Raw genomic sequence first — 24758 nt, 5'->3', positions numbered from 1 at the left:
TTTTCAGTGCGCAAAGATAATTTTTAAAATATAAAATCAATAACTTTTTTTTAGAAAAATACTATATTTTTTACAGTTAATAAAAATAAGTACATCGATTGCATAAAAGACCATCATTACAGCTCATTAAAAAAAAACCACCACATTAAAAAAATGGGTGGCTTTCCTACTAAAAAAATTGGCTTTATTGTATTATTAGCGGATATTGAATTGGATAAACTCCCAAATCAACATGTCGTAATGTAGAACCATATTTCAAGTTAATAGCATCTACAAAAATATTTGCTATTAAACCATATCCTCTAGGACTTGGATGTATTCCATCTAACGAAAATGCACCACCTGTTGCATAAGCTGCAGTCATATTAAAGTTCCCGAAATTGATTCCTCCATTTGACAACTGTGTCATAACAGCTCTTGTATCTACAAAAGCCAAACCTTTTGCCTGAGCAGTAGAAGCAATAGTTGTATTATATGCATTTGTTGCAGTTTCTATTTCTTTTACCTCTGCCTGAATTAAAACATGTTTATCTTCTAATGGGAATGTAATCCCATATTTATCTAAAGGTGCTGGAATTCCAACTGGAGCTGTTCCTATAACTGATCTCGTAGGAAGCAAAATATAATCCTTAAAACCAGTTATTTGTTTCGCTTGTCTAGCCTGTCCAAAAATCTGACCATAAAACCCTGCCATTGTAGCTCCCAATGTTGGTGTAAAAGCTGCTGTTAATTGTGCAGATAAATTAGGCAAAGTCTCATCTTTTATTAACAAAGGATTTGCTGCTGTTTCTGACAATAAATTAATTCTATCTCCAGCTCCAAAAGCAGTTAATGCTGCTTTTAACGGTCCATACAACTGTGCATTTAAGGCTTTAACAGTCGCAAGACCTACTGCTGTATTTCCCCCTCCAAGCAAACTAAGCGTAAGTGGGTTAACTGGTACTGTTGTGAAATAAGGCAATGTATTCACATAAGGAAGATTAGCAACTACCCCTTTTGCTCCACTGGCCGTTAAAGCAGTAACAAGCGTATTATAAGCAAAATCAAAAGTAGCCGTTGGAGTTATATCATCTCCTAAAACTGGATCTTGAGAAGATGGCACTCCTCCATTTGTAGCATAACCCAAAACGTCATTACCTCCTATCCATAATGTAAAAAATGTTGGACTTTGTACCATAGCATCAGCCAAAATAGTAGTCGTACCAGAAGAAGCAATACGAGCAAAATATGGATTTGCTGTAGCTGGAGTAGTGAAGACTCCTGCAAGATTCCCATATCCTGGCGCTATCAAGTGAAAACTTTTTGCCCCAGGAATACCCATATTATTAAAAGTACCTGTTAAATGAGCAGTAATTGAAGTTCCCGAAACTCCAGGCACATTTACTGGTGAACTTGTAAGTGGATTAAAAACTAACCGTGTTGGAAATTTAGCCACCTGCACTCCACCAGAAGAAAACCCTCCGATGTTATCAAGCATTAATGGTGTTGAAAAAGCCCCACCTCCCGCAGGAGCAAACAGCTGAGACAATATATTTGTATAAGAACCTTGTTGTCCTTTTGAAAATAAAGCTCCATCACTATATCCTGCTGCAAATGAATCTCCTAAAGCAACATATTTTGTAAAAACTGCCGAACCAGGTGTTATAGGCACCTCTGCAGGCGTTGTATCTTCATCATCATTATTACATGCTACAAAGGCCAATGAAACCAATAATAGCCATTTAAAATTTTTTATCATGATTTGTTATTTTTTTACATTAATATTCATTTTCCACAAACCCTTAACTCAATAAGAAGTGCAATAAACTATAATTTATTATGGGTTAATTGTCCATGAAGCAAACCATTGTTGCCCTATTAAACCTGCTCCTATCACCTGAATATAGTCTTTTCCAAAAAGATTTGTAGCACCCACTTTAATAACCGATTTCAACTTAGGAATTCCGTAGTTTATCTGAGCGTCAAACACTGTATTCTCAGGAACCATTCCGTCAGCAAAAGATGCCTCCCATAAGTATTCCGTATTCCATCTGATATTCATATTAAATCCAAAATTTTTAAACAATTTAGAATTCCCCAATGAACCTTTAATTCTATGTTTTGGAGTATTAAATCCAGCAACAAATCCTGGATCTTTTGACTGATCAAAATTAAATTGCGAATAATTGTAATTCACTCCTACTTCAAAATCTTTGTATACTTTTTTAGACAATCCAACTCCAACTCCAAAAGAAGTAATTTGTGCAGTTGTATTCGTATAAACTTGATAAACTCTTCTGTCTCCAAACGCTAACGCTTGAACACTTTGTACCACCGCTGGATTAGTTAAATCCGTCCCTACTGTTCCATAATACGGACTAATCACTCGAGCAGTATTCATGAAATTATCATAAATATTATAATATGCATTAACATCAATTGAGAAATCTCTTACTACCGAACGATATCCAACCTCAAAAGCTTGTACTTCTTCTGGTTTTACTAACCCGATATCAGCTACTTTAAGATCAGCTGGGTTTCCAGAAGCTCCAAATGCCTGTACAGAAGCTACAGTGTATGCATTTTCATAAGCATTATGACCATTCATTGTTACCGTAGCAGGATTACCCATTCCTTGACCCGCTAAACTGACATCTCTAACCTCTGTAAAACGATCTAGATTTTCTACTGCAGAACCAATTAATGCAAATGGACCTAAATCAAGACCAATGTATTGATCCTGCGTTGTTGGATTTCTAAAACCTGTTTGGTATGAAACTCTGAAATTATGCACTTTTGTAGCACCTGCTGAATAAACAAAAGCTACCCTTGGCGATATATTTCCTTTAAAATTTTGGCTTTTATCATAACGAATAGACCCTGTGAATTTTAATCTATCATCCATCCATTTTTTAGCAAGCTGTGTATATGCCCCATATTCTTTATAGTTTAATGGACCATCATAATCTGTAAAAATTGTCCCTTCTGAATTCATTACATATTGTCTCCAAGAACCCCCAACCTGAATTTCAGCAAATTTGATAAGATCTTTAAAATTATAATTCACATCAGAATGATACAATTTAGAATGATCTATAAACTTAGCCCCTTCTTTTAGATTTGGATTGCTTACAACATCTGCAAACGCACTTACAAATTGCGGAGAACCTGGTTCAAATCTTGCAGATCTAGGAGCACTTGGATTAGCTGGGTCAATATTTGGCGTTAAACCTAAACCTGGCGAAACATTGTAATCTGCAAAAGTTCTAGCATAATTCGCTGCATCATTTGCATTAAGTCCTAATACTGCTGAAGACAATTGAAATGATCTAGCATAATCTGTAAACCAGTTCGTATCTGATTTAGCCGCTCTATTTACGTTCCAACCAGCAAAACGCATATCATATGAGTCACCTGCGTTTTCATTAGTCATATAAATTCTTGCAAAAAAGTTCTTCCCTTTTACCTCAAATTTAGTTTGTCCCATGAAAAAGTTTTTCAAAGAATATCTGTTTGCTCCTTGATAAATAGTACTACCAATCCCTAACTTATATTGAAATACAAATTCAGTTTCGTTATCCCAAGGTTTAAGATGCATAGCAAAATCTGCTTTTACACTTTCTGATTTATTATTATTCAAATCTTTCTCGTGATATCCAGTTCTACTTACCTGTCCTACATTTGGAAGAAAAGTAGTAACCTCGTCACCATAAATATTTAATCCATCATAATTTTGATTATTAGCATGTCCAATAGAACCTCCTGTCAAACTTCTTAAATCATCAGCGATCCACTCAGTAGCTCTTACAAAATTAAAATTTGCTTTTATTGCAAAATGCTTACTGAATGCTGTAGCCCCTCTAAGACCAAAATCAACATAATCATTTGTTCCAGCTACATCTTGTGAAGTTTGACCGTATTTAAAATAAGTGCTAATTCCTTGATTCGTAAATGGGCTTTTACTGTTCATGAATAAAATACCATTAAATGCATTAGCACCATAAAGTGCTGATGATGCTCCAGGTAAAAGCTCAACACTCGCAACATCCAAATCATTAAGACCAATTAAGTTCCCTAACACAAAATTCAACGCAGGAGAAGAATTGTCCATACCGTCAACCAATTGCATAAAACGAGTATTTGCAACTGTTGCAAAACCTCTAGTATTTACTGATTTAAATGAAATACTGCTGGTATTAAAAATAACCTCTTTTAGATTCTCCAAACCTTCATAAAAAGACGGAGCAGTGGTATTTCTTATTTCTTGAATTCCCATTCTTTCAATTGTAACTGGCGACTCAATTACTCGTTCTGGAGTTCTCGAAGCCGAAACCACAATCTCATTCAACATTGTTCTTTCCTCAACTAACAATACATTGACTTTTTGTGTAGCCGAAGTAACATTGACCGTTTTAGTCTCATACCCAACTGCTGTAATTCTAATAGTTAATGGCAGGCTTTTGGATGACTTTAAAACAAATGAACCGTCAAAATCAGTAGAGGTGCTACTAGCCTCTCCAACAACATTAATATTAGCTCCGGGAATTGCTTCTTTTTTATTATCGGTAACGGAACCTGAAATTGTACTCTGCGCAAAGGATACCCCGCAAAAGAACAATGATAAAATAAGTAAATACATTCTCATTTGGTTAGTTTTAGATGGTTTATATTACCAAAGTACAAATATTTTTAATATTACTAAAAAATTGTTAAGAAATATTAATTTTTCTTAACTTTTTGGTAACAAAAATACATATTCCGTATTTACGTTTTTTGAACTTTTGACAACTATTTACCCCTAACTCATTGAAATATACTATGCATACATATTATTTTGAAGAAAAAATTGAATATTCTACAAAAATGAATTCTTAAATTTATGTTATAAAAAAAGCGAGATGTAAATCTCGCTTTTTCAAATACTTATGTTTTTTATTCATTTAATCAATCCCAGACTACTTAATTAAAAGTTCATTTTCTATTTTAGAAAGTCGCTCTGAAAATGACTTAAGAATTTCATTTTCTTTTTTTAAATTTTTCATTTCTTTGTCTTGCTCAATCATATAAAGCGTCATTTCTTCCATTTTTTTAAGCAAACCCATATTCATTTCCGCAAGCATTAACCCATTCTTTTCAATTTCTTTTGCAGATGGAATTTCAGGTAAATGGCTATTTTTTTTAATGTATTCTTCAACTTCTTGTAATGATTTTAATTTATAACCATTTGCAAAAACATAATCAGGAACCACACCCGCATTAACAGTTATTTTAACTTCTCTGGCATGTATATTGCCAGCTACTGTTAATTTAGCATCTGGATTTATTGTACCGATTCCTATATTACCCGCTTGATCAATCCGCATACGTTCACCACCCGAAGTTCCAAAAACAATATTTCGGTTCATGTCTGGAACTACAGAATATCCTGATAAATCAATATATGTTTTAGCCCATGCAGTTGAACCACCTCCAGCCGACAATCTTAAAAAACCATCATCTAATTTATTCCCATGCATACTATACGCTCTGATTTCACCATATTCAGAAGTACTTCCTAAAATCGCCGGTCTTGTCAAAGTATTATTCAAACCTCCGTTGATTGTTATAGAACCCGCAACAGTTAATTTACTTAGAGGGTCAACTGTCCCTATACCAACATTACTTGTTGGTGAAAGATTGTTTTGTGCAACATTAATTTGCCAAACAAAAAACATAAGTATTAATAAACATTTTTTCATTATTCTCTTTTTTATTATTTTACAAGGTTTTCTAAATATTGATTCTATAAATAATAATCACAAAACACATATTAACTAAAGTAAAAAAAGCGAGATTTACATCTCGCTTTTTCAAATACTTATATTTTTTTTTATTTTTTACTCTACAGTAACTGACTTCGCCAAGTTTCTTGGCTGATCAACATTACAACCTCTCATAACAGCTATATGATATGATAAAAGTTGCAATGGAATTGTTGTAATTAATGGTGATAAAGCATCTGAAGTTTCAGGAATTTCAATCACATAGTCCGCTAATTCACGTACCTGTGTATCTCCTTTTGTCACTACAGCAACAATTCTTCCGCTTCTTGATTTTATCTCCTGAATATTACTTACAATTTTATCATAATGCCCTTGTTTAGGAGCAATTACAATTACTGGCATGTGCTCATCAATAAGAGCAATTGGCCCGTGTTTCATTTCTGCTGCAGGATATCCCTCAGCATGAATATATGAAATCTCTTTAAGCTTTAAAGCTCCTTCTAATGCAACAGGAAAATTATAACCTCTTCCTAAGTACAAACAATTTGGAGAATCCTTAAATGCAGCCGCAATCTCTTTTGCAACATCATTTGTTTCCAAAACCTCTTTTACCTTATCTGGGATAAGCTCAAGTTCTTGTAAATATCTATGGAAATCTGGATTAGACAATGTTCCTTTTGCTTTTGCTAAACGCAAAGCAATCATTGTTAATACAGTAATTTGAGTTGTAAACGCTTTTGTAGATGCTACCCCAATTTCTGGACCTGCATGTGTATAAGCACCTGCATGAGTCTCTCTAGAGATAGATGAACCAACAACATTACAAACACCAAATACAAATGCACCGTGCTCTTTTGCCAATTTAATAGCAGCCATAGTATCTGCCGTTTCTCCTGATTGAGAAATTGCAATAACTACATCTGTTTTATTGATAATAGGGTTACGGTATCTGAATTCAGAAGCATATTCAACCTCTACAGGAATTCGGGCAAATTCCTCAAAGATATATTCTGCAACTAAACCTGCGTGCCATGAAGTACCACAAGCAACAATAATTATTCTATCAGCATTAAGAAATTTTTCTAAATTATCTTCAACACCTGCTAATTGAACAATTCCTTCATTTGCATGAAGTCTTCCTCTATACGTATCTTTTATAACGCTAGGTTGCTCATATATTTCTTTAAGCATGAAATGGTCATAACCACCTTTTTCAATTTGCTCTAAATTCATTTGAAGTTGCTGAATGTAAGGATCAACTAATGAATCATCTTTAATTTTTCTGATTTTAATAGGCTTGTGTAATCTAATGTTAGCCATTTCACCATCTTCCAAATAAACAGCATTTGTAGTATACTCGATAAAAGGTGAAGCATCTGATGCAACAAAATACTCTCCTTCACCAACTCCAATTGCTAATGGACTTCCTAATCTAGCAGCAACAATTTCGTTTGGATTTTTTCTATCAAATACTGCAATAGCATAAGCTCCTACAACTTGATTTAATGCCACTTGTACCGCTTTCCCTAATTTCAGATTCTCCTGTTTCTGAACTTCTTCAATCAGATTCACCAATACTTCAGTATCTGTATCTGAATGAAAAATATATCCTCTTTTCTTTAATTCTTCTTTAAGTGGAGCGTAATTTTCAATAATACCATTATGTATTATCGCCAAATCTCCAGAATTAGACAAATGGGGATGCGAATTCACATCATTAGGAACACCATGTGTTGCCCAACGCGTATGTCCTATTCCTATAGTACCGTTTGTAGCAAAATTATCTTTAGCTTTAGCTTCAAGATCTGAAACTTTACCTTTTGTTTTACAAAGTTTAATTGCTTCTCCGTCATACAACATAACGCCAGCACTATCATACCCTCTGTATTCGAGTCTTTTTAGCCCTTTTATTACAATAGGATATGCCTCTCTATATCCAATATATCCAACAATTCCACACATATATATTTAATTAATTTGGTTTCGTGTAGTAAATCTGAAGTTTTAATCTCTTACTCTCATCTGGCGTATTTCCTCCATAAAGGATTGTTCCTAAAGGATTCATTACCGATGCTCTCGGCGCTTTAGTAAAAGGATCTCCTTTCACCGTTTTTATATTTATATTTTTTAATTTATTAGAAGTAATAACAGTTATATCCTCAGTAACAGCAATCCCTAACTTCACATTAGTAGAATCTGCATATTTTATCAAATTCCTAACGTGATTTGTAATTCTGATTTTATAAGTCGAACCTCTTTTAGTAACAGGATCAACATTTAAAATACCACTAAAAACCTGTTTTATTTTTTTTGCATCAGCTGTAGCACTAGGCGTTCCATCATTATAATAATCTACAATAGGTCGATTATTATTAAAATCATACAAATAAATTCTATTTGGCTCCGAACTATTTTTCATAGCGTCAGAATCAATATTAAAAATTAAATTAGCTTCGTTAACCAACCAACCTTTACTTCTTATTTCTGCTAATTCTCCTGGCGCAAAAAGCTCAACTATTGCCATTGATCCTTCTCCTCCTTTTAAATACAACTTTTCATCTCCAGTTGCTTTTGGAGTTGTTATTGCCGTATTAAACGTTGGATCAACATTAACTTGTTGCAATAAATTTACCGTATTACCTGTCAAATTAAGAACGAGAGTTTTATCCTCAGTTGTTTCAGCAGGATCTGTCGTTATCTCTGTTTTTGCTTTATATTTAATAGTAATCTTACCTCTTCTAAAATCAATATTAGCCAAGCTACCAACTTCTCCGTTACTTTCTACCTTAAAGTACAAACCTCTAAAATAATCTTTAAAAACATCATTTGTAGTCAACTTACCTGCTGGAGCATTAAGTATTTTATCTTGAAAAACAGTTTTATCCAATGATAATTTCATCGCTGGTGCACGTCTAGTAACAGTTTCTTTACCTGCATCGTCTTTAGTTGTCTCAACTATTTCAGCTGGATCGAAGAAAAACACATCATTTTGACCAACATTTGCAGCATTATTTAAGCGAGACCCAACTTTTGCAGCATCAAAAGTAGAATTTTGATCTGTAAAATAAAGTTGCGGATTTACGAAATTCCCATTTGGATCCAAATCAGCCATATAGTACCCTGACTGATAAACACTAAGTTTCATTTTACCAGCTGTAGGACCATAAATTGAATCTAACTGATATACACGACTTCCATCATCATTTAACTTAGTTGATCTACTATAATATGGAACCTCTAACTCAACACTTTGAATAACAGGATCTGCTCCTATTGTAGGATTAACTGTTGCCAAAGTCAATTGTGTGGCAAAACTAGCAACAGTAGTACCAAAAGCAGGATTAACATGAATCCCCAATTGATTTGAAGTTAAATTATTAGATTGTATTGGAGTTATTTGTTGATTATAAGCCACTACATTAGATGTATATGTTGCCAAATCAAAATTATTCTCACCAATTAAATCATCACCAATAACATTAAAATCCTTATCGCAAGAATATAAAAAAACAACGCTTGCTACTAAAAGTATTTTTCTAAAAAAAGAAGTATTGTACATGTGTAATAAAAAAGTTAAATTTTAAAGAACCTCGTTTTTATAAAAATTTGTATACGCCTCTGCGAATGCATCTTTTGGGACGAAAGGTAAAAAAGGTTTTCCTGAAGATTCTATAAATTTTGTTAAACTTGAAGACAGATTATTTGAGGCTATTATTACCCCATCTGAATGAAGAATACTTGCTTTTAATATATTTTCATAATTTGGAATTTCTAAATCCGAAACAGCTTCATGCGGAACTCCATCAAACTTCACCTTCTTGATCATTTCAGGATCTAGGGTTTCATCAAACGATTGCGTATAAACAGATGTAACAATTTTTGTATCTGAAAATAAAGCTTCATGCTTATAATAATGTTTCATGTAGATCGGCAACATAGCAGCCATCCATCCATGCACATGTATTATATCCGGAACCCAGTTTAATTTCTTAACTGTTTCTACGACTCCTTTAGCAAAGAAAATTGCTCTTTCGTCATTATCTGGATACAATACGCCCTCTTCATCCGCAAAAGTAGCTTTCCTTTTAAAATACTCATCGTTGTCTATAAAATAAACCTGAATTCTTTCCTTAGGAATAGATGCTACCTTAATAATCAATGGCATATCTAAGTCGTTCACTACCAAATTCATTCCAGAAAGCCTGATAACTTCGTGTAACTGGTGTCTTCTTTCATTGATATTTCCATATCTTGGCATGAAAATCCTTATTTGTCCGCCCTGATCGTTAATCATTTTTGGCACATCATAAGACATTAAAGAAACCTCATTTTCAGCTAAATAAGGCACAACTTCAGATGATACATACAATATCCTCTTATCTTTCATAATAGTAATTTGCTTAATTTTTGGTAATAAAAACGATGCAAAATTACAAAATTTTATGCAGTTATTAACTAATATATTATGTTTGCACTAAATTTTAATAATACCACCATGCATATTTTCTACGGTAAAGTTGCTTTAATAGCTTATTTGAAAACTATTAAAACCGAAAATTCGAGTGTTGGTTTCGTACCAACCATGGGCGCTTTACACCAAGGTCACCTAGCATTAATGCAACGATCATTGAACGAAAATGATGATACAGTTGTGAGTATTTTTGTGAATCCTACACAGTTTAACAACCAAGAAGATTTAGCAAAATACCCCCGAACCCTAGAAGAAGATGTAAGAAAAATGCGCGCTTTAAGCGATAAAATAATTTTATACGCTCCAACCGTTGAAGACATTTATGAAGGGCATACCGTTTCACAATCATTTGATTTCGACGGATTAGAAAATCAAATGGAAGGAAAATTCAGACCTGGACATTTTAATGGTGTAGGTACAATTGTAAAGCGTTTGTTTGAAATCATTACTCCTACAAATGCCTATTTTGGAGAAAAAGATTTCCAACAACTACAAATTGTAAAAAAAATGGTCGAAAAAAACCATCTACCTGTAAATGTTGTTGGCTGTCCAATTTTCAGAGAACCAAATCAACTAGCAATGAGCTCAAGAAATGAGCGTTTAACATCTGATGAACGCCAAGAAGCTGCTATAATTTATCAAATTTTAACTGAAGCAAAAGAAATATTTCAAACAAAAAGCCCAGAGGAAACAATTGAATTTGTAGAAAACTCTTTCAAAAACAATGACAGGTTTGAATTAGAATATTTCGTAATTGCTGACGAATCTACATTATTACCTATTGATCACAAAAGTAAAGACAAAAACTACCGTGCATTTATAGCAGTATTTGTTAATTCTATAAGGTTGATTGATACTATTTCATTAAATTAATTTACTTTTGTACTATGCAAATTCAAGTAGTAAAATCTAAAATACACCGCGTTAAAGTAACTGGAGCCGATCTTAATTATATTGGCAGCATTACTATTGACGAAGCTTTACTAGACGCCTCAAACATCATTGAAGGCGAAAAAGTAGCAATTGTTAACATTAATAATGGAGAACGCTTTGAAACGTATGCCATTAAAGGAGAACGAAATTCAGGCGAAATAACCCTTAATGGACCTGCAGCAAGAAAAGTACAAAAAGATGATATCATCATCATCATTTCTTATGCAACATTAGAATTTGAAGAAGCCAAATCCTTCAAACCATGGATTGTTTTCCCAAATGAAAACGATAATTCGTTGACATAAATCCGTTTATAAACACATAAAAATGCCCTTTTTCAAAGTTAAATTTGTAAAAAGGGCAATTTTGTATCTATAAGTCAACTAAATTAGTACAGCACTATCAATTTGTAATTAAATAAAAAAAAATAAAGTACTATATTGCTACTCTATTTTGATAACCTTAAAATTTCAGAAATCCCAAATTATGAAAAAAGTTTACCTACTATTATTATTCCTTTCAATTACAGCTTTTTCTCAAAGAAAAACAGAAACTATTAATTCAATACCATTAGGAGAAGCAAGAACAATAACTATTGAACTACCCGCTTCTTACGAAACCAATAAAACCAGAAAATACCCAGTCCTTTATTTATTTGATGGAGAATATCTTCTTGACCCATTTAGCGGTGCTTTAAAATACGGAGTATATTGGGATGATCTGCCAGAAACTATTATTGTAGCCATTGATCAAAACAAAAATGATGAACGTGAAGATGATTCAACCTTTGACGGAATCAATGGATTGCCATTTGAAAAAGGAGCTAAGTTTTTTGAATTCGTTGCAGGGGAAGTAATTCCAAAAATTGAAAAAAATTACCGCACCGCACCATTCCGAATTATTGCCGGTCATGGAGTAACTGCTGGCTATTTGAATTTTTTCTTATATAAAGAAGTGCCACTATTTAATGCATACATTTCTATGAGTCCAGAACTTGCAACACAAATGGAAGTTCGTGTTCCTGAAAAATTTGCTAAATTAAAAACACCTTTGTTTTATTATTTATCCGCAGCTGATGGAGATAGTAAAAAGACCAAAGAACCTATCCAAAAATTAGATCAAAATATTAAGATTGCTAATAACCCTTTAATAAATTACAAATACGATTTATTTAAAAACACTACTTATTACTCCGCTGTTTTATATGCAATCCCAAATGCGTTGAATCAAATTTTTGAAGCTTACAAGCCTATAAATTTAACCGAGTACAATGACAAAATTGTTATTCTTAAATCTGGCTATGTTGATTACCTAAGAGAAAAATACGATATAATTACAAAAACTTTAGGTGTTGAAATGCCTGTTCGTATGAATGATTATATAGCAATAGAAACTGCTATTTTAAAAAATAATGCATACGATGAATTAGGCATATTAGCTGAAATAGCAAATACTAGTTATCCTAAAGCAATGTTAGGCGAATATGCACTAGGATTAATGTACGAAAAAATGGGAGATGCAAAAAGAGCTTCCAAAAAATACCAAAATGCTTCACAAATGGAGCCTATTGGCAAACTGAATAAAGATTTGATGTACGACAAAATAGATGAAATGAATGATCTTATCAAAAAGAAATAATGTCAAAAGTTAAAACAACCTTTTTTTGCCAAAATTGTGGCGCTCAATATTCTAAATGGCAAGGACAATGTAATTCGTGCAAAGAATGGAATGCCATAGCTGAGGAAATCATTCAAAAACAAGAAAAAGTTGCTTGGAAAAGTGAACCTACCCCAACTGGTAAAGCACCTCGCCCTTTAAGAATAAACGAAATTGATTCGACTCAAGAGGTTCGCATGGACACAACCGATGGCGAATTAAATCGTGTTCTTGGTGGTGGTATTGTACCTGGGTCATTAACTCTTTTAGGTGGAGAACCTGGAATTGGTAAAAGTACCCTTTTGCTTCAGGTTTCATTACAATTACCATACAAAACTCTTTATGTTTCAGGTGAAGAAAGCCAGAAACAAATAAAAATGCGTGCCGAAAGAATTACACCAAATGGTGACAATTGTTATATTCTTACCGAAACCAAAACTCAAAACATCTTTAAACAGATAGAAGCAATTCAACCTGAAATAGTAATCATCGATTCTATCCAAACGCTTCATACTGATTATATCGAATCGACTGCTGGAAGTATTTCTCAGATTCGAGAAACTACAGCCGAGTTAATAAAGTTCGCTAAAGAAACCAATATTCCCGTAATTCTAATTGGACACATTACCAAAGATGGAAACATCGCAGGTCCGAAGATATTGGAACACATGGTAGATACTGTTCTACAATTTGAGGGTGACAGAAATCATGTATATCGTATTTTAAGATCACTAAAAAACCGTTTTGGATCGACTGCCGAATTAGGTATTTACGAAATGTTAGGAAGCGGTTTAAGAGAAGTATCTAATCCATCTGAGATATTAATTTCACATAAAGATGAAGAATTATCAGGAACAGCAATTGCCTCAACACTCGAGGGAATGCGTCCGTTAATGATCGAGATACAATCTTTAGTAAGCACGGCCGTTTACGGAACACCTCAACGAAGCACAACTGGCTATAACGCTAAAAGATTAAATATGATTTTGGCAGTTTTAGAAAAAAGAGCTGGGTTTCGTTTGGGAGCAAAAGATGTTTTCCTAAACGTTACCGGAGGAATTTCTGTAGATGACCCAGCAATAGATCTAGCTGTTGTAGCTGCTATTTTATCTTCAAATGAAGATATTCCCGTAACCAAAGGATTCTGTTTTGCAGGAGAGGTTGGCTTATCTGGTGAAATTCGTCCTGTAAATAGAGTAGATCAACGCATACAAGAAGCAGAAAAATTAGGATTTTCGACTATTTTTGTATCAAAATACAATAAAATTGCGTTAAAGAATACAGGAATCAAAATTGAGCTTGTGGCAAAAATAGAAGATGTTGCTAGCATTCTTTTTGGATAATCTTAAATACATCAAAGAATTTATATGAAAACAAAAAAACAAAAAATAGTATTGGCTCTCAAAATTGTAGTCATGCTATTTATTGTAGTACTAGTTGGTGCTTATTTCTTTCGAGATGCCCTTTTGCATAAAGCAATTGCAAAAGTCTCCGACAAAATGAATAAAGAATACAACAGTACGTTTTCAGTAAAAACAGCTTCATTTGATGGCCTTTCGGGTATAAAACTAACCAATGTAATTTTAGTCCCAAAAAATGCTGATACACTTTGTAATATTCATAGTATAGAAACCAGCATTAGTCTATCTCATTTATTGGTAGGAGACATTCAAGTTGGTACATTAAAAATTGACAAGGGTTATATACAATTAGTAAAAAAAGGAAACATCAAGAACTTCGATGCTTTCCTAAAAAAAGACAATACCAATACATCTAAAAATGAAAAAAGAGAATATGCTACTTATGCATATCGAATTATATCAAAATTATTAAATCTTGTTCCAACTGATATGAAGTTGGAAAATTTAATTTTTAAGATTGATGATAATGGTAAAAAAGCACAAATTGCAATAAATAAATTGGTCTTGATTGATAAAGAACTTGAAACCAATTTACACGTTCAAACCAAAACATTCGACCAACGTTGGAATATAAAAGGTTTTGCCGATCCAAGAAATAAAAAAGCCGACATTCGATTTTTTAATCTCGATACAGGAGCAATTCGAGTTCCTTATATCGATGATCGTTTTAATATGCTCGCTAGCTTCGACTCCATTCGATTGAATATTGAGAATATTAAAAAAAGTGGAAGCGAACTACATATAGATGGATATTCTTCTATTACAAATTTAAAAATCAACCATCCGAAAATTGCTAGCAAAGATGTAATTATAAAGAATGCTCGCTTTGATTATCGCTTCTTATTAGGTTCTGATTTTATCTCGATAGACAGCACTTCGACTGTTCAATTAAATAAAATAAAACTTCACCCTTACGTATCTTATAATACAAAATCAGATACTGTTTACACTTTGAAAGTTGCCATTCCTAAAATGAAAGCACAAGACTTCATTGTTTCATTACCAGATGGTTTATTTACCAATTTCCAAGGCATGGAAGCAACTGGAAATTTCGATTACAAACTCGATTTCAAATTCAACAAGAACAAACCAAATAGCTTAGTTTTTGATAGTAAACTAAACAAAGAAAACCTTGCAATTACTAAATATGGTCAAGCAAACCTCAGCAAGTTAAATGGGGAATTTGTATATCGCGCCATCATAAAAAATGTATTACAAAGACCTATTTTGATAGGTTCTGGAAACCCAAACTATACTCCTTTTGAACAAATTTCTCCCTATCTTCAAAAATGTGTTTTAACTACAGAAGACCCATCATTCTTCTCACATCGTGGTTTTATTAATGAAGCTTTCAAACAATCGATTTTAAAAAACATCCGAACTAAGAAATTTTCTCGTGGTGCAAGTACAATTAGCATGCAATTGGTGAAAAATGTTTTTCTTACCAGAGAAAAAACTTTATCACGCAAACTCGAAGAAATTTTATTGGTTTATATACTCGAAAATAATCGTGTTGTAAGTAAGCAACGCATGCTGGAGGTTTATTTTAATATTATCGAATGGGGACCAAATGTATATGGAATTGGAGAAGCAAGTCATTTCTATTTCCAAAAAAGTCCATCAGAGCTATCCTTAAACGAATGCCTATTCCTAGCTACTATTATTCCAAGTCCACGAAAATTTACTTATCAGTTTAATGATCAAGGTAATTTAAAAGACTATGCCATTCGAAATCAAAAATTCCTTAGCAATATTATGTTGCGTCGTGGCATTCTGACACCAGAAGACACCATTAATAGATTACCTGTGTATGTTTCTGGTAATGCCCGTTCGTTATTGCGAATAAAGGCTCCTGACTCAACAGCAGTTCCTATTGATTCAATGGGTATTGATGATGAATTTAATCTTTAAGGTTATTTGAAGTTTTTCAAAAAATCCTCTTTGTAAGTAGGAGAAACTTCAATTTCAGTTCCGTCGTTTAACATTATAATCCCTCCTTTATTATAGGATTTCACACAATTCATATTGATAATATGTGACTTATGAACTCGTATAAATGGCAATGGTAAGATTTCAGAAAAGTGCTTTAAGAACCGGCAAACCATTTTCTTACTTCCATCATCTAGATATAAATCGGTGAAGTTTCCATTGCCTTTTAAACGCACAATTTTTTCCATTTTCACTACTTCAAAACCTTCTAATGTTGGCAAAATAACTTGTTGTTTCTCAGGTTTTGTTTCATGGAAATTTTCAACAATAATTTTGTTTCTGTTAAAAATCTCATGGTTCATCACTTGATGATGCACTTTGTTTACCGCAACAATCAACTCTTCGATACTAATAGGTTTCAGCAAATAATAAGCTGCGCTTTGGTTTAAAGCTTTTAAGGAATATTCGGAAAAAGCAGTGACAAAAATAGTTTCAAAATGTAAATCTTTACAGGCTTCCAAAACATCAAAAGCATTTCCAAAAGGCATTTCGACATCCAAAAAAACCAATTGAGGCTGTAATTCATGTAGCAACGGAACTGCCTCTTTTATATTTTGTGCTTCGCCAATAACTTCCACCTGCGGACAATACTTACTTAAATAATTCTTAAGCACTTCTCTCGCAGCCAACTCATCTTCTACAATTACACTTTTTATCTTTTGAAAAGTCATCATAATTTATCTATTAACGGAAAAACAATTCGAACAATAGTACCTGTCTCTAGCGATTCTTTTTCAATAATTTCAAAAGAAATATTCTTTTTATACAATTCGTTCAACAAACCTATTCGTTCCTTAGTGTTACTTAATCCTCTGGATTCATGTGCTTTTTGATTGCTTGTTTTTAGCTCCCTACTTTTGGTTAAACCAATTCCATCATCTTCTATCGTTATTACAACCTTATCTGCAACAAACCCAAAATTAAGATATAGAAACCCTTTCTTATCCAGATAACGCAATCCATGCCAAATTGCATTTTCTAGATGTGGCTGAATAATCATATTAGGAATTAAAACTGTTTCTGCATCCAAAGCTTCATCAACACTAATTTTAAAGTCAAATTTATCTTCAAACCTCAAGTGTTCTAAATCTAAATATTTTTTGAGCTGTTCAATCTCTTTATCTAATGAAATGAAATCCTTATTAGAATTCTCCATCATATTTCGCATTAGTTTAGAATAAGAAGTCAAGTATTTATTGGCTTCTAATTCTTTATTTTCTGAGATAAATTGATTTACACTATTTAAACTATTAAAGATAAAATGAGGATTCATTTCTCTTCGCAACGATTGTAATGCAATTTTTTTGTTTTTTGTTTTTATGGAATACAATGCTTTTATAATAAATAAAAACAGAAGCAAAAGCAATACGATTGAACCTAAAAGAAAGTAATTAAATGTGTTTTTCTTTGTAATCAACTCATCTTTTAATGTCTTTTCTTTTTCTAATTGACGTATTTTATCCTCAGTAACTTGAAACGTTTTAGCATCGATAAGCGTTGTATCCGATTCAATTAACTTATCGAAATTTTTAAAGAATTGTTCATACAATGCAATACTTTCTTTATCATCACCTTTGGTTTTATAATATTGAATTAAGGCAGACAAACTTTTCTTTGCTTCACTAGAATTTCCGTTTTTAGATGCAAGATTATAAGCCTCTTTAAGCGATACGATTGCTTTTTTAGGCTCCTCTTTTTTAAAATAAAGCGTTGCTAATGATTGTAATTGTTTTATTTGTGTAGTATAATCCTGTTTGGTTTTGGCTTCCGCCAAAAGTCTTTCGTTGATGCCAATTGCTTTCTCAAACTCATTATCTGAAGCATATACATTGGCTATTTCATTTTTGATTTTAATTATTGCCTCTGGCTTATCTTTTGCGTAGGTAAGTGCTTTATTATAACTTTCAATTGCAACTTCTTTGTTTTTTTGCTGCAAAGAATTTTCGGCTTTCTGAACATAAGCAGCAGCAACCTCATCTACTTTATTTTCTTTTTTAAGCAACTCAATATTCGAATTTACATATCCCGCTTGTGCAACAGGGCTTGCTTGCATTCGCAGACGATTGGCATCATTAAGGTTTATCTTTTCTTCATTTTTCCCTTCAGAAATAGCTCCTGCAGCTTCATAATTTTTAATTGCCAATCCAAACTTTTTTTGACTCTCTTGTACTTTGGCAATACTTCTTCTTACTCGGGTTTTATCTTCAGCTAAATTTTGTTTGGTATAACTTGCTAATGCTTTTGTAAAATACTCTTCGGCTTTTGCATTATCTCCTTTGTTAAGAAACTCATTAGCTAGACGCTCATAATTCTGACCAATCTGTGTTTCATCATTTGTATCCAAGGCTACTTTTAAACTACCTGCTGCCTTACTAATTTTAGAAACTGGCACCGCCTTTTTCTTAGCAATAGAGTCCTGTGCCATTACTCCAAATGGAAGTAACAACATTATAAATAAAGAAAAAACGACTAATAAATATCTCATATATTATATTCTTTTTAAATCTTAGTCCCTTAATTTCTCAGCGACTCATAACCTTTAAAAAACAATACTGTAAAGTAAAGTATTTTATGTTCCGTTTACAACTCGTTTCACCAAGTGAAAATACCGTTTCACCATTTCTACAAAAAACGAACTCTTTAAGTTTATAAGTTTGGTCTATAATCACAATCTAAAACATAGGAAATCATGAAAACATCTATTCTTTTCTCAGCGCTTTTAGCAACAACATTTTCTTTTGCAAATAGCAACTATACTAATGTAACCCCAAAAAAGAATACTAAAATTGAAAAAACTGTAACAGCAGAAAAAACCAAAATACAGGTTGCATTATTATTAGATACTTCTAGTAGTATGGATGGATTAATCGATCAAGCAAAATCAAGGCTTTGGAATATTGTAAATACATTAACAACCTTAAAATATGATGGAAAAACACCAGATATTGAAATTGCTTTATACGAATATGGCAATGACGGATTATCTAAACAATCTAACTACATCCGTCAAATTGCACCTCTTTCGACTGACTTAGATTTAATTTCGGAAAAGCTTTTTTCTCTAAGCACTAATGGCGGTAACGAATATTGTGGTGCTGTAATACAAGATGCAACCAAACAATTAAAATGGGCAAAAGAAAACAACAATATGAAGCTAATTTATATTGCAGGAAACGAAGAATTTAATCAAGGGGGAATTAATTATAAAGAGGCTATTAGTAATGCCTTAAAGAATGATATTTATGTAAATACCATTTTTTGTGGAGACAAAACCGAAGGTATTAACACATTATGGAAAGATGGTGCTGATTATGGAAAAGGAAAATATTTCAATATCGATTCCAACCAAACCGTGAGATATATAGCAACTCCTTATGATGATGAAATTACGAAATGTAATGTAAAAATAAACAAAACCTACATTGGTTATGGCTCAATGGGTTCTGAGAAAAAAATGAATCAAGAAATGCAAGACAAAAATGCTCAAGGAGTTTCTGCATCAAATTATGCCGAGCGTGCTGTAAGTAAATCAAAAGCAGCTTATAAAAATGAAAGCTGGGATTTAGTCGATAAAGTAAAAGACGATGCAACTGCTATTTCGAAAATCAAAAAAGAAGAATTACCTAAAGAATTTCAAAACAAATCGACTGCCGAACTAAAAGTAATTGTTGCACAAAAAACCAAAGAAAGAGAAACAATTCAGAAAGAGATTGGTGAGCTAGCAAAGAAACGTCAACAGTATATTGATGCCGAAGCAAAAAAGACAAAAAAACAAGATGACTTAGGAAACACCATAAACACATCGATAATAGCTTTTGCAAAAATTAAAGGATACACTGTTGAAAAATAAATATTACAGTAAAAAATCAACTATTTAAAAACATGAAAAAAAACATCTTCTTTTTAATCTTTATAGGAGCCTTTTGTGTCAGCTTTGCATGCATCCATAAAGAAGACAAAACTCAACCGTCTATAAACTCAAAGCCAATTTATTATTCTAAAGAAAGACTAATAAACCAAGTAAATGAGGTTAAAAACTTTATAAACAAGTCTTCTAAATACAATACTGAGGTTGCCTTTTTTTTAGACATGAGTATTACATCTGGTAAAAATCGTTTTTTTATATATGATTTTAAAAACAATAAAGTCCTTGACAAAGGTTTGGTTGGTCATGGTTCAGGTTCTGAAACTGGAATTCCAGGAAAACTAAAATTTAGTAATATAAAAGATTCTCATAGTACTTCATTAGGAAAATATGCAATTGGTAGTTCTTACAATGGTACGTTTGGCAAAGCATACAAATTATACGGTTTAGATCAATCTAACAGCAATGCCTTTGATCGAAATATAGTCTTACATAAATACTGGGACATCCCATTTGAAGAACAAAACAACCCAATTACCAACAGTCTTGGCTGCCCTATGGTTAATGAAAAATTTTACGGTGTAATTGAAAAAATCATTGACAACTCTAAAAAGAAAATCATTCTAGTTATCTACTATTAAAAACCCATTCTATTTTTCGTTATTTGTAATCTAATATCGCATTAAACAGATCATATAAATTCTAAACTCATGATAAAAAAAATAATAACATCCACTTTATTATTGATTGGAGCAATTGCATTTGCACAAAAACCAATCTTTACAACAGCAAAAGTAAAAGCTGCAACAGTATATTTTAATGCTGCCGAAATCTCACAAACCGCAAACATCAATCTTCCTCTTGGAACAAGCGAAATTGTGATAAAAAATGTAGCCGTAGACTTGAATGAAAGTTCTATTCAAATTGGAACTCCCTCATCAGTAACTGTTCTTTCTGTACAATTTACCAACAATTATATCTCCGAATATGAAGTAGACACGAAATCTCCTGCATTAAAAAGAGTACGAGATAGTATTGTTCTGGTTCAGAAAGAGATTCAGAAAGTCAATAATACAATCAATTCTGAAACAAAAACGATTCAGCTCTTGGATAAAAACCAGCAAATTTCAGGAGTGAACTCAGGTTTAAATGTAACTGAATTAATGAAAATGGTAGAGTATTATAAAACCAAACAACTCGAAATCGCCAACACCATTAATACATTAACCGAAAAGCAACAAAAGCTAAATGAAACATTGCAAAAACTGAACAATAAACTTGAAGTTGATACTAGTAAGGAAGAGAAAACCTCATCTGGAAAACTAATCGTTCAGGTTATGAATAATCTTGCTGGAGCAATTCCATTAGACATTTCGTACTTAACTAACAATGCTACATGGACTCCATTTTATGATTTACGTGCCGAAAGTGTTACATCGCCTATTAATATGATGTATAAAGCTCAAGTAATACAAAACACAGGAATTGACTGGAAAAAAGTAAAGCTTACTTTATCAAGTGGGTATCCTAATCAAAATAATCAAGCTCCTATTTTAAGTTCGTGGTTTTTAAGAAATAATAACATTCAAACAGTCGGATATAATCAAAGAAAAAAAATGGTTCCACTACAATTACAAGGAAGAGTCGCTGGAGTTGAAGCAAAAGATAATATGGTTCAAATGGAAGTTGCTCCTATAATTACTGAATCATCGATTTCTAACTATACCACTGTTGCCGAAAACCAACTTAATGTTTCTTTTGATATTGATATTCCTTATGATATTTTATCAAACGGAAAAGTTCATAGTGTCTCTCTTAAAGAAATAAAACTTCCTGCATCGTATAAATATTATGCAGCTCCAAGACTTGAAAGAGAAGCTTTCCTTCTTGCTGAGATTGCCAATTATAGTCAATACAATTTACTAAGCGGTGAGGCTAATATTATTTTTGAAGGAATGTATGTAGGTAAAACATTTATCGAACCTAGCTTAACTAGCGATACGCTTAATTTAAGTATGGGACGCGACAAAAAAGTATCTATAAAAAGAGAAATAGTAGCTGAAAAATCAGGAACTAAGTTTTTATCTGCTAAAAAAGAACAAACTTTTACTTATGATATCACAGTAAGAAATAACAAAAAAGAAGCTATTGAACTTTTATTAAAAGACCAATATCCTTTGAGTACCGATAAAGAGATTGAAGTTGAGTTATTACAAAGTGATAATGCAAAGATAAATACCGAAACAGGAATCTTGACTTGGCAATTGCAAATGAAGCCTAATGAAATAAAGAAAATCCGAATTAGCTATAAAGTAAAGTACCCTAAAGATATGGTATTGAATTTATAAAAATCAGCATCAAAAAAAATCCCGATACACATTTATCTTGTATCGGGATTTTCATTTTATATAATCTGAAACTAAATTACGGTGCTGGATCTGGAATTACAGCATGAACTGCATTGATTTCGGCAATAACCTCCTCTGATAATATAAGATCGATAGAATCTATATTCTCTTTTAATTGTTCCATTGTAGTTGCTCCAATAATAGTACTCGTTACAAATGGTTGCTGATTAACAAAAGCCAGTGACATTTGAGCAAAATTCAAACCATGTTTGTTCGCGATTTCTTGGTACATACGTGCTGCTTTTGTACTTTGCTCACTGCTGTATCTTGTATATTGTGGAAATAAGTTTAGTCGTGAATTAGGATGTTTTTCACCTGATAAAAACTTACCTGATAATACTCCAAATGCCATTGGTGAATAAGCCAATAAACCTACATTTTCGCGCATGCATACCTCAACAGAAGCATTCTCAAAAAGGCGATTTAATAACGAATAAGGATTTTGAATTGTTTTAACACGTGGTAGGTTATTGTATTTGCTTTCTTCTAGAAAGCGCATAATTCCCCAAGGGTTTTCGTTAGAAAGTCCTACATGCTTAATTTTTCCTTCTTTTATAAAACCCTCCATAGTTTGCAGAACCTCATGGATATTATCTTCCCAAGCATCATCTTGGATTTTCAATCCACGTTGTCCAAAACAATTTGTTTTACGTTCTGGCCAATGCAATTGATATATATCTACATAATCCGTTTGTAATCTTTTTAAACTATTATCTAAAGCATATTTTAAACTTGCAGGTGAAAAATCTATTTTCTCACGCATATAAGAGAAATTATCATTTGGTCCGGCAATTTTAGTTGCCAGAACTACATCTTCTCTTTTTCCTGATTTTTTAAACCAGGTTCCTATAATTTTCTCAGTGCTTCCGTAAGTTTCTTTACTTGCAGGAATTGAATACATCTCAGCAGTATCAAAAAAATTAACACCTTGCTCTAGCGCATAATCCATTTGAGCATGTCCTTCGGCTTCGGTGTTTTGTTGACCAAAAGTCATCGTGCCTAGGTTTATTTTACTTACTTTAATATCGGTGTTGGGAATTGTAGTGTATTTCATTTTCTAAAGTTCTAAGTTGCTAAGGCGCTAAGTTTGCCTATTCTGAATTATAATGTCTCAAAGGTACAAAGGGAATAAAGAATAGGAAATAAGACAAAGGTTAAAAAAGGTACAAAGTTGTATTCAGGAGGTTCAACGTAACAGAGAGACAAAGTAGCAAACACTTTTTAAATTTATTAAATAAAAAAAGGTTCAAAGTATATCCTTTGAACCTTTTATCTTTTAAAACCTTAGAGCCTTAGTGACTCCTAAATCTTAGTAACTCTTAATTAAGACTATTCAACATATCAGCGATTTCATCTAATCTTGGTGTTAGAATGATTTCGATTCTACGGTTTTTAGCTTTTCCTTCTGGAGTTGCATTGCTTGCCAATGGTGAGAATTCTCCACGACCAGCAGCCGTTAATTTTTGTTTGTTGATTTTGCTGTTTTCACTCAAGATAGCTACAATTGCAGTTGCTCTTTTAGTTGATAAATCCCAGTTATTAGCAATTACTCCTGAACCTACATATGGATCATCATCTGTATGTCCTTCAATTAGTACCGAAAGATCTGGATTGTCTCCTAATACTTTCCCTAATTCTACTACCGCTTTTTTACCTTCTGTTCCTACAGACCAGCTTCCTGAATTAAAAAGTAATTTGTTTTCCATTGAAACATATACTTTCCCATTCTTTTGTTCTACTGTCAATCCTTTTCCTTCAAAACCATTCAGCGCTTTTGAAAGCGTTTCTTTTAGCTTTTTCATAGCTGCTTCTTTTGCTGCTATCATAGCTTCTAATTCATCTAATCGTTTTGCTGTTTTATCCAAACGTGCTTGTTCTGCAGCCAATGCTTTTCCTTTAGCCTCTAATTGCTCTAACAACTCACGGTTCTTATTCATATTGTTTTTTAAGGCTTCGTCACTATTTTTCTCTAGTGCATTATAAGAGTCTTGTAAAACTTTTAATTTGTTTTGTGCAGCAGCATAATCCGCTTTTTGTTTTTCTAATTCTGCTTTGGTTGCGCTAAGGTTTTTATTTAGTCCGTCACGATCTAGTTCCAATTGATTTTTTGCTTTAAGCAATTCTGCATTTTCATCAGATATAGAACGGTTCTCTTTTTTTAAATCGGCAAATTTAGTTTCTAAATCATTGTATATTTTTTTAGATACACACGATGTTGTAAGTGCTAATATCAATAATCCGATTGAGGCTTTTTTAATCATTTTTATTTGTGGT

The 24758-nt window shown here is 32.7% G+C and carries 18 protein-coding genes; 8 read left to right on the top strand and 10 right to left on the bottom strand.

The window, feature by feature from the left end; translation table 11 throughout:
• Positions 1–184: 184 nt before the first annotated feature.
• The 6 genes from LNQ49_RS13435 to LNQ49_RS13410 form a co-directional block, all read right to left on the bottom strand.
• Positions 185–1738, bottom strand: a complete 1554-nt coding sequence (locus tag LNQ49_RS13435; protein WP_229989452.1) for an SGNH/GDSL hydrolase family protein — start codon at positions 1736–1738, stop codon at positions 185–187.
• A 78-nt stretch (positions 1739–1816) separates the two neighbouring features.
• Positions 1817–4624, bottom strand: a complete 2808-nt coding sequence (locus LNQ49_RS13430) for a TonB-dependent receptor domain-containing protein (protein WP_229989451.1) — start codon at positions 4622–4624, stop codon at positions 1817–1819.
• 310 nt (positions 4625–4934) lie between these two features.
• Complete coding sequence (locus LNQ49_RS13425; protein WP_229989450.1) at positions 4935–5717, bottom strand: tail fiber protein; 783 nt, start codon at positions 5715–5717, stop codon at positions 4935–4937.
• Positions 5718–5855: 138 nt separating this feature from the next.
• Positions 5856–7703 (bottom strand): glutamine--fructose-6-phosphate transaminase (isomerizing), encoded by a 1848-nt coding sequence (glmS, locus tag LNQ49_RS13420; protein ID WP_229989449.1) that lies wholly within the window; start codon positions 7701–7703, stop codon positions 5856–5858.
• Positions 7704–7713: 10 nt separating this feature from the next.
• Positions 7714–9300, bottom strand: a complete 1587-nt coding sequence (gene bamH / locus LNQ49_RS13415; protein ID WP_229989448.1) for a BamH family beta-barrel-assembly machinery protein — start codon at positions 9298–9300, stop codon at positions 7714–7716.
• 21 nt (positions 9301–9321) lie between these two features.
• The gene (locus LNQ49_RS13410) at positions 9322–10128 is read right to left on the bottom strand and encodes a glycogen/starch synthase (RefSeq protein WP_229989447.1); all 807 of its coding nucleotides are present in this window, start codon (positions 10126–10128) and stop codon (positions 9322–9324) included.
• Between the two features lie 78 nt (positions 10129–10206).
• On the opposite strand from LNQ49_RS13410, the gene panC reads away from it, so the two are divergent.
• The 5 genes from panC to LNQ49_RS13385 all read left to right on the top strand — a co-directional run bounded on the left by panC (position 10207) and on the right by LNQ49_RS13385 (position 16133).
• Positions 10207–11085: a pantoate--beta-alanine ligase gene (gene panC, locus LNQ49_RS13405; RefSeq protein ID WP_229989446.1), complete on the top strand. Its 879-nt coding sequence runs from the start codon at positions 10207–10209 to the stop codon at positions 11083–11085.
• 14 nt (positions 11086–11099) lie between these two features.
• Positions 11100–11450 carry an aspartate 1-decarboxylase gene (gene panD / locus LNQ49_RS13400; RefSeq protein WP_229989445.1) on the top strand — a complete coding sequence of 117 codons (351 nt, stop codon included), beginning with the start codon at positions 11100–11102 and terminating at the stop codon, positions 11448–11450.
• A gap of 181 nt (positions 11451–11631) precedes the next feature.
• Complete coding sequence (locus tag LNQ49_RS13395) at positions 11632–12783, top strand: alpha/beta hydrolase (protein WP_229989444.1); 1152 nt, start codon at positions 11632–11634, stop codon at positions 12781–12783.
• Complete coding sequence (radA, locus tag LNQ49_RS13390; RefSeq protein WP_229989443.1) at positions 12783–14144, top strand: DNA repair protein RadA; 1362 nt, start codon at positions 12783–12785, stop codon at positions 14142–14144. Before LNQ49_RS13395 ends, radA begins: the two co-directional genes overlap by 1 nt.
• 24 nt (positions 14145–14168) lie before the next feature.
• Positions 14169–16133, top strand: coding sequence for a transglycosylase domain-containing protein (locus tag LNQ49_RS13385; RefSeq protein ID WP_229989442.1), 1965 nt, complete (start codon positions 14169–14171; stop codon positions 16131–16133).
• Between the two features lie 2 nt (positions 16134–16135).
• Here LNQ49_RS13385 and LNQ49_RS13380 read toward each other — a convergent pair whose 3' ends face one another.
• Both LNQ49_RS13380 and LNQ49_RS13375 read right to left on the bottom strand, forming a co-directional pair.
• On the bottom strand, positions 16136–16885 hold the full coding sequence (locus LNQ49_RS13380; RefSeq protein ID WP_229989441.1) for a LytR/AlgR family response regulator transcription factor: 750 nt from the start codon (positions 16883–16885) through the stop codon (positions 16136–16138).
• Positions 16882–18696 (bottom strand): tetratricopeptide repeat-containing sensor histidine kinase, encoded by a 1815-nt coding sequence (locus LNQ49_RS13375; protein WP_229989440.1) that lies wholly within the window; start codon positions 18694–18696, stop codon positions 16882–16884. Before LNQ49_RS13375 ends, LNQ49_RS13380 begins: the two co-directional genes overlap by 4 nt.
• Positions 18697–18900: 204 nt before the next feature.
• Here LNQ49_RS13375 and LNQ49_RS13370 point away from each other — a divergent pair, with 204 nt between their 5' ends.
• The 3 genes from LNQ49_RS13370 (at position 18901) to LNQ49_RS13360 (ending at position 22424) form a co-directional block, all read left to right on the top strand.
• Positions 18901–20061, top strand: coding sequence for a vWA domain-containing protein (locus LNQ49_RS13370; protein ID WP_229989439.1), 1161 nt, complete (start codon positions 18901–18903; stop codon positions 20059–20061).
• A 32-nt stretch (positions 20062–20093) separates the two neighbouring features.
• Positions 20094–20717 (top strand): murein L,D-transpeptidase catalytic domain-containing protein, encoded by a 624-nt coding sequence (locus LNQ49_RS13365; protein ID WP_229989438.1) that lies wholly within the window; start codon positions 20094–20096, stop codon positions 20715–20717.
• A 69-nt stretch (positions 20718–20786) separates the two neighbouring features.
• Positions 20787–22424 carry a DUF4139 domain-containing protein gene (locus LNQ49_RS13360; protein ID WP_229989437.1) on the top strand — a complete coding sequence of 546 codons (1638 nt, stop codon included), beginning with the start codon at positions 20787–20789 and terminating at the stop codon, positions 22422–22424.
• A gap of 76 nt (positions 22425–22500) precedes the next feature.
• Here LNQ49_RS13360 and LNQ49_RS13355 read toward each other — a convergent pair whose 3' ends face one another.
• Positions 22501–23538: an NADP(H)-dependent aldo-keto reductase gene (locus LNQ49_RS13355; protein ID WP_229989436.1), complete on the bottom strand. Its 1038-nt coding sequence runs from the start codon at positions 23536–23538 to the stop codon at positions 22501–22503.
• 265 nt (positions 23539–23803) lie between these two features.
• Entirely contained in the window at positions 23804–24745 is a 942-nt protein-coding gene (locus LNQ49_RS13350; RefSeq protein ID WP_229989435.1) for an OmpA family protein, read from the bottom strand.
• Between the last annotated feature and the right edge of the window lie 13 nt (positions 24746–24758).

The sequence above is a fragment of the Flavobacterium pisciphilum genome (assembly GCF_020905345.1).
GTDB lineage: Bacteria > Bacteroidota > Bacteroidia > Flavobacteriales > Flavobacteriaceae > Flavobacterium > Flavobacterium pisciphilum.
This window is presented reverse-complemented; position numbering and strand designations above follow the sequence as displayed.

Bases quoted from the DNA above. Each gene is read 5' to 3' on its own strand.
- LNQ49_RS13435 (WP_229989452.1), bottom strand. From the start codon at position 1,738: ATGATAAAAAATTTTAAATGGCTATTATTGGTTTCATTGGCCTTTGTA.
- LNQ49_RS13430 (WP_229989451.1), bottom strand. From the start codon at position 4,624: ATGAGAATGTATTTACTTATTTTATCATTGTTCTTTTGCGGGGTATCC.
- LNQ49_RS13425 (WP_229989450.1), bottom strand. From the start codon at position 5,717: ATGAAAAAATGTTTATTAATACTTATGTTTTTTGTTTGGCAAATTAAT.
- glmS (WP_229989449.1), bottom strand. From the start codon at position 7,703: ATGTGTGGAATTGTTGGATATATTGGATATAGAGAGGCATATCCTATT.
- bamH (WP_229989448.1), bottom strand. From the start codon at position 9,300: ATGTACAATACTTCTTTTTTTAGAAAAATACTTTTAGTAGCAAGCGTT.
- LNQ49_RS13410 (WP_229989447.1), bottom strand. From the start codon at position 10,128: ATGAAAGATAAGAGGATATTGTATGTATCATCTGAAGTTGTGCCTTAT.
- panC (WP_229989446.1), top strand. From the start codon at position 10,207: ATGTTTGCACTAAATTTTAATAATACCACCATGCATATTTTCTACGGT.
- panD (WP_229989445.1), top strand. From the start codon at position 11,100: ATGCAAATTCAAGTAGTAAAATCTAAAATACACCGCGTTAAAGTAACT.
- LNQ49_RS13395 (WP_229989444.1), top strand. From the start codon at position 11,632: ATGAAAAAAGTTTACCTACTATTATTATTCCTTTCAATTACAGCTTTT.
- radA (WP_229989443.1), top strand. From the start codon at position 12,783: ATGTCAAAAGTTAAAACAACCTTTTTTTGCCAAAATTGTGGCGCTCAA.
- LNQ49_RS13385 (WP_229989442.1), top strand. From the start codon at position 14,169: ATGAAAACAAAAAAACAAAAAATAGTATTGGCTCTCAAAATTGTAGTC.
- LNQ49_RS13380 (WP_229989441.1), bottom strand. From the start codon at position 16,885: ATGATGACTTTTCAAAAGATAAAAAGTGTAATTGTAGAAGATGAGTTG.
- LNQ49_RS13375 (WP_229989440.1), bottom strand. From the start codon at position 18,696: ATGAGATATTTATTAGTCGTTTTTTCTTTATTTATAATGTTGTTACTT.
- LNQ49_RS13370 (WP_229989439.1), top strand. From the start codon at position 18,901: ATGAAAACATCTATTCTTTTCTCAGCGCTTTTAGCAACAACATTTTCT.
- LNQ49_RS13365 (WP_229989438.1), top strand. From the start codon at position 20,094: ATGAAAAAAAACATCTTCTTTTTAATCTTTATAGGAGCCTTTTGTGTC.
- LNQ49_RS13360 (WP_229989437.1), top strand. From the start codon at position 20,787: ATGATAAAAAAAATAATAACATCCACTTTATTATTGATTGGAGCAATT.
- LNQ49_RS13355 (WP_229989436.1), bottom strand. From the start codon at position 23,538: ATGAAATACACTACAATTCCCAACACCGATATTAAAGTAAGTAAAATA.
- LNQ49_RS13350 (WP_229989435.1), bottom strand. From the start codon at position 24,745: ATGATTAAAAAAGCCTCAATCGGATTATTGATATTAGCACTTACAACA.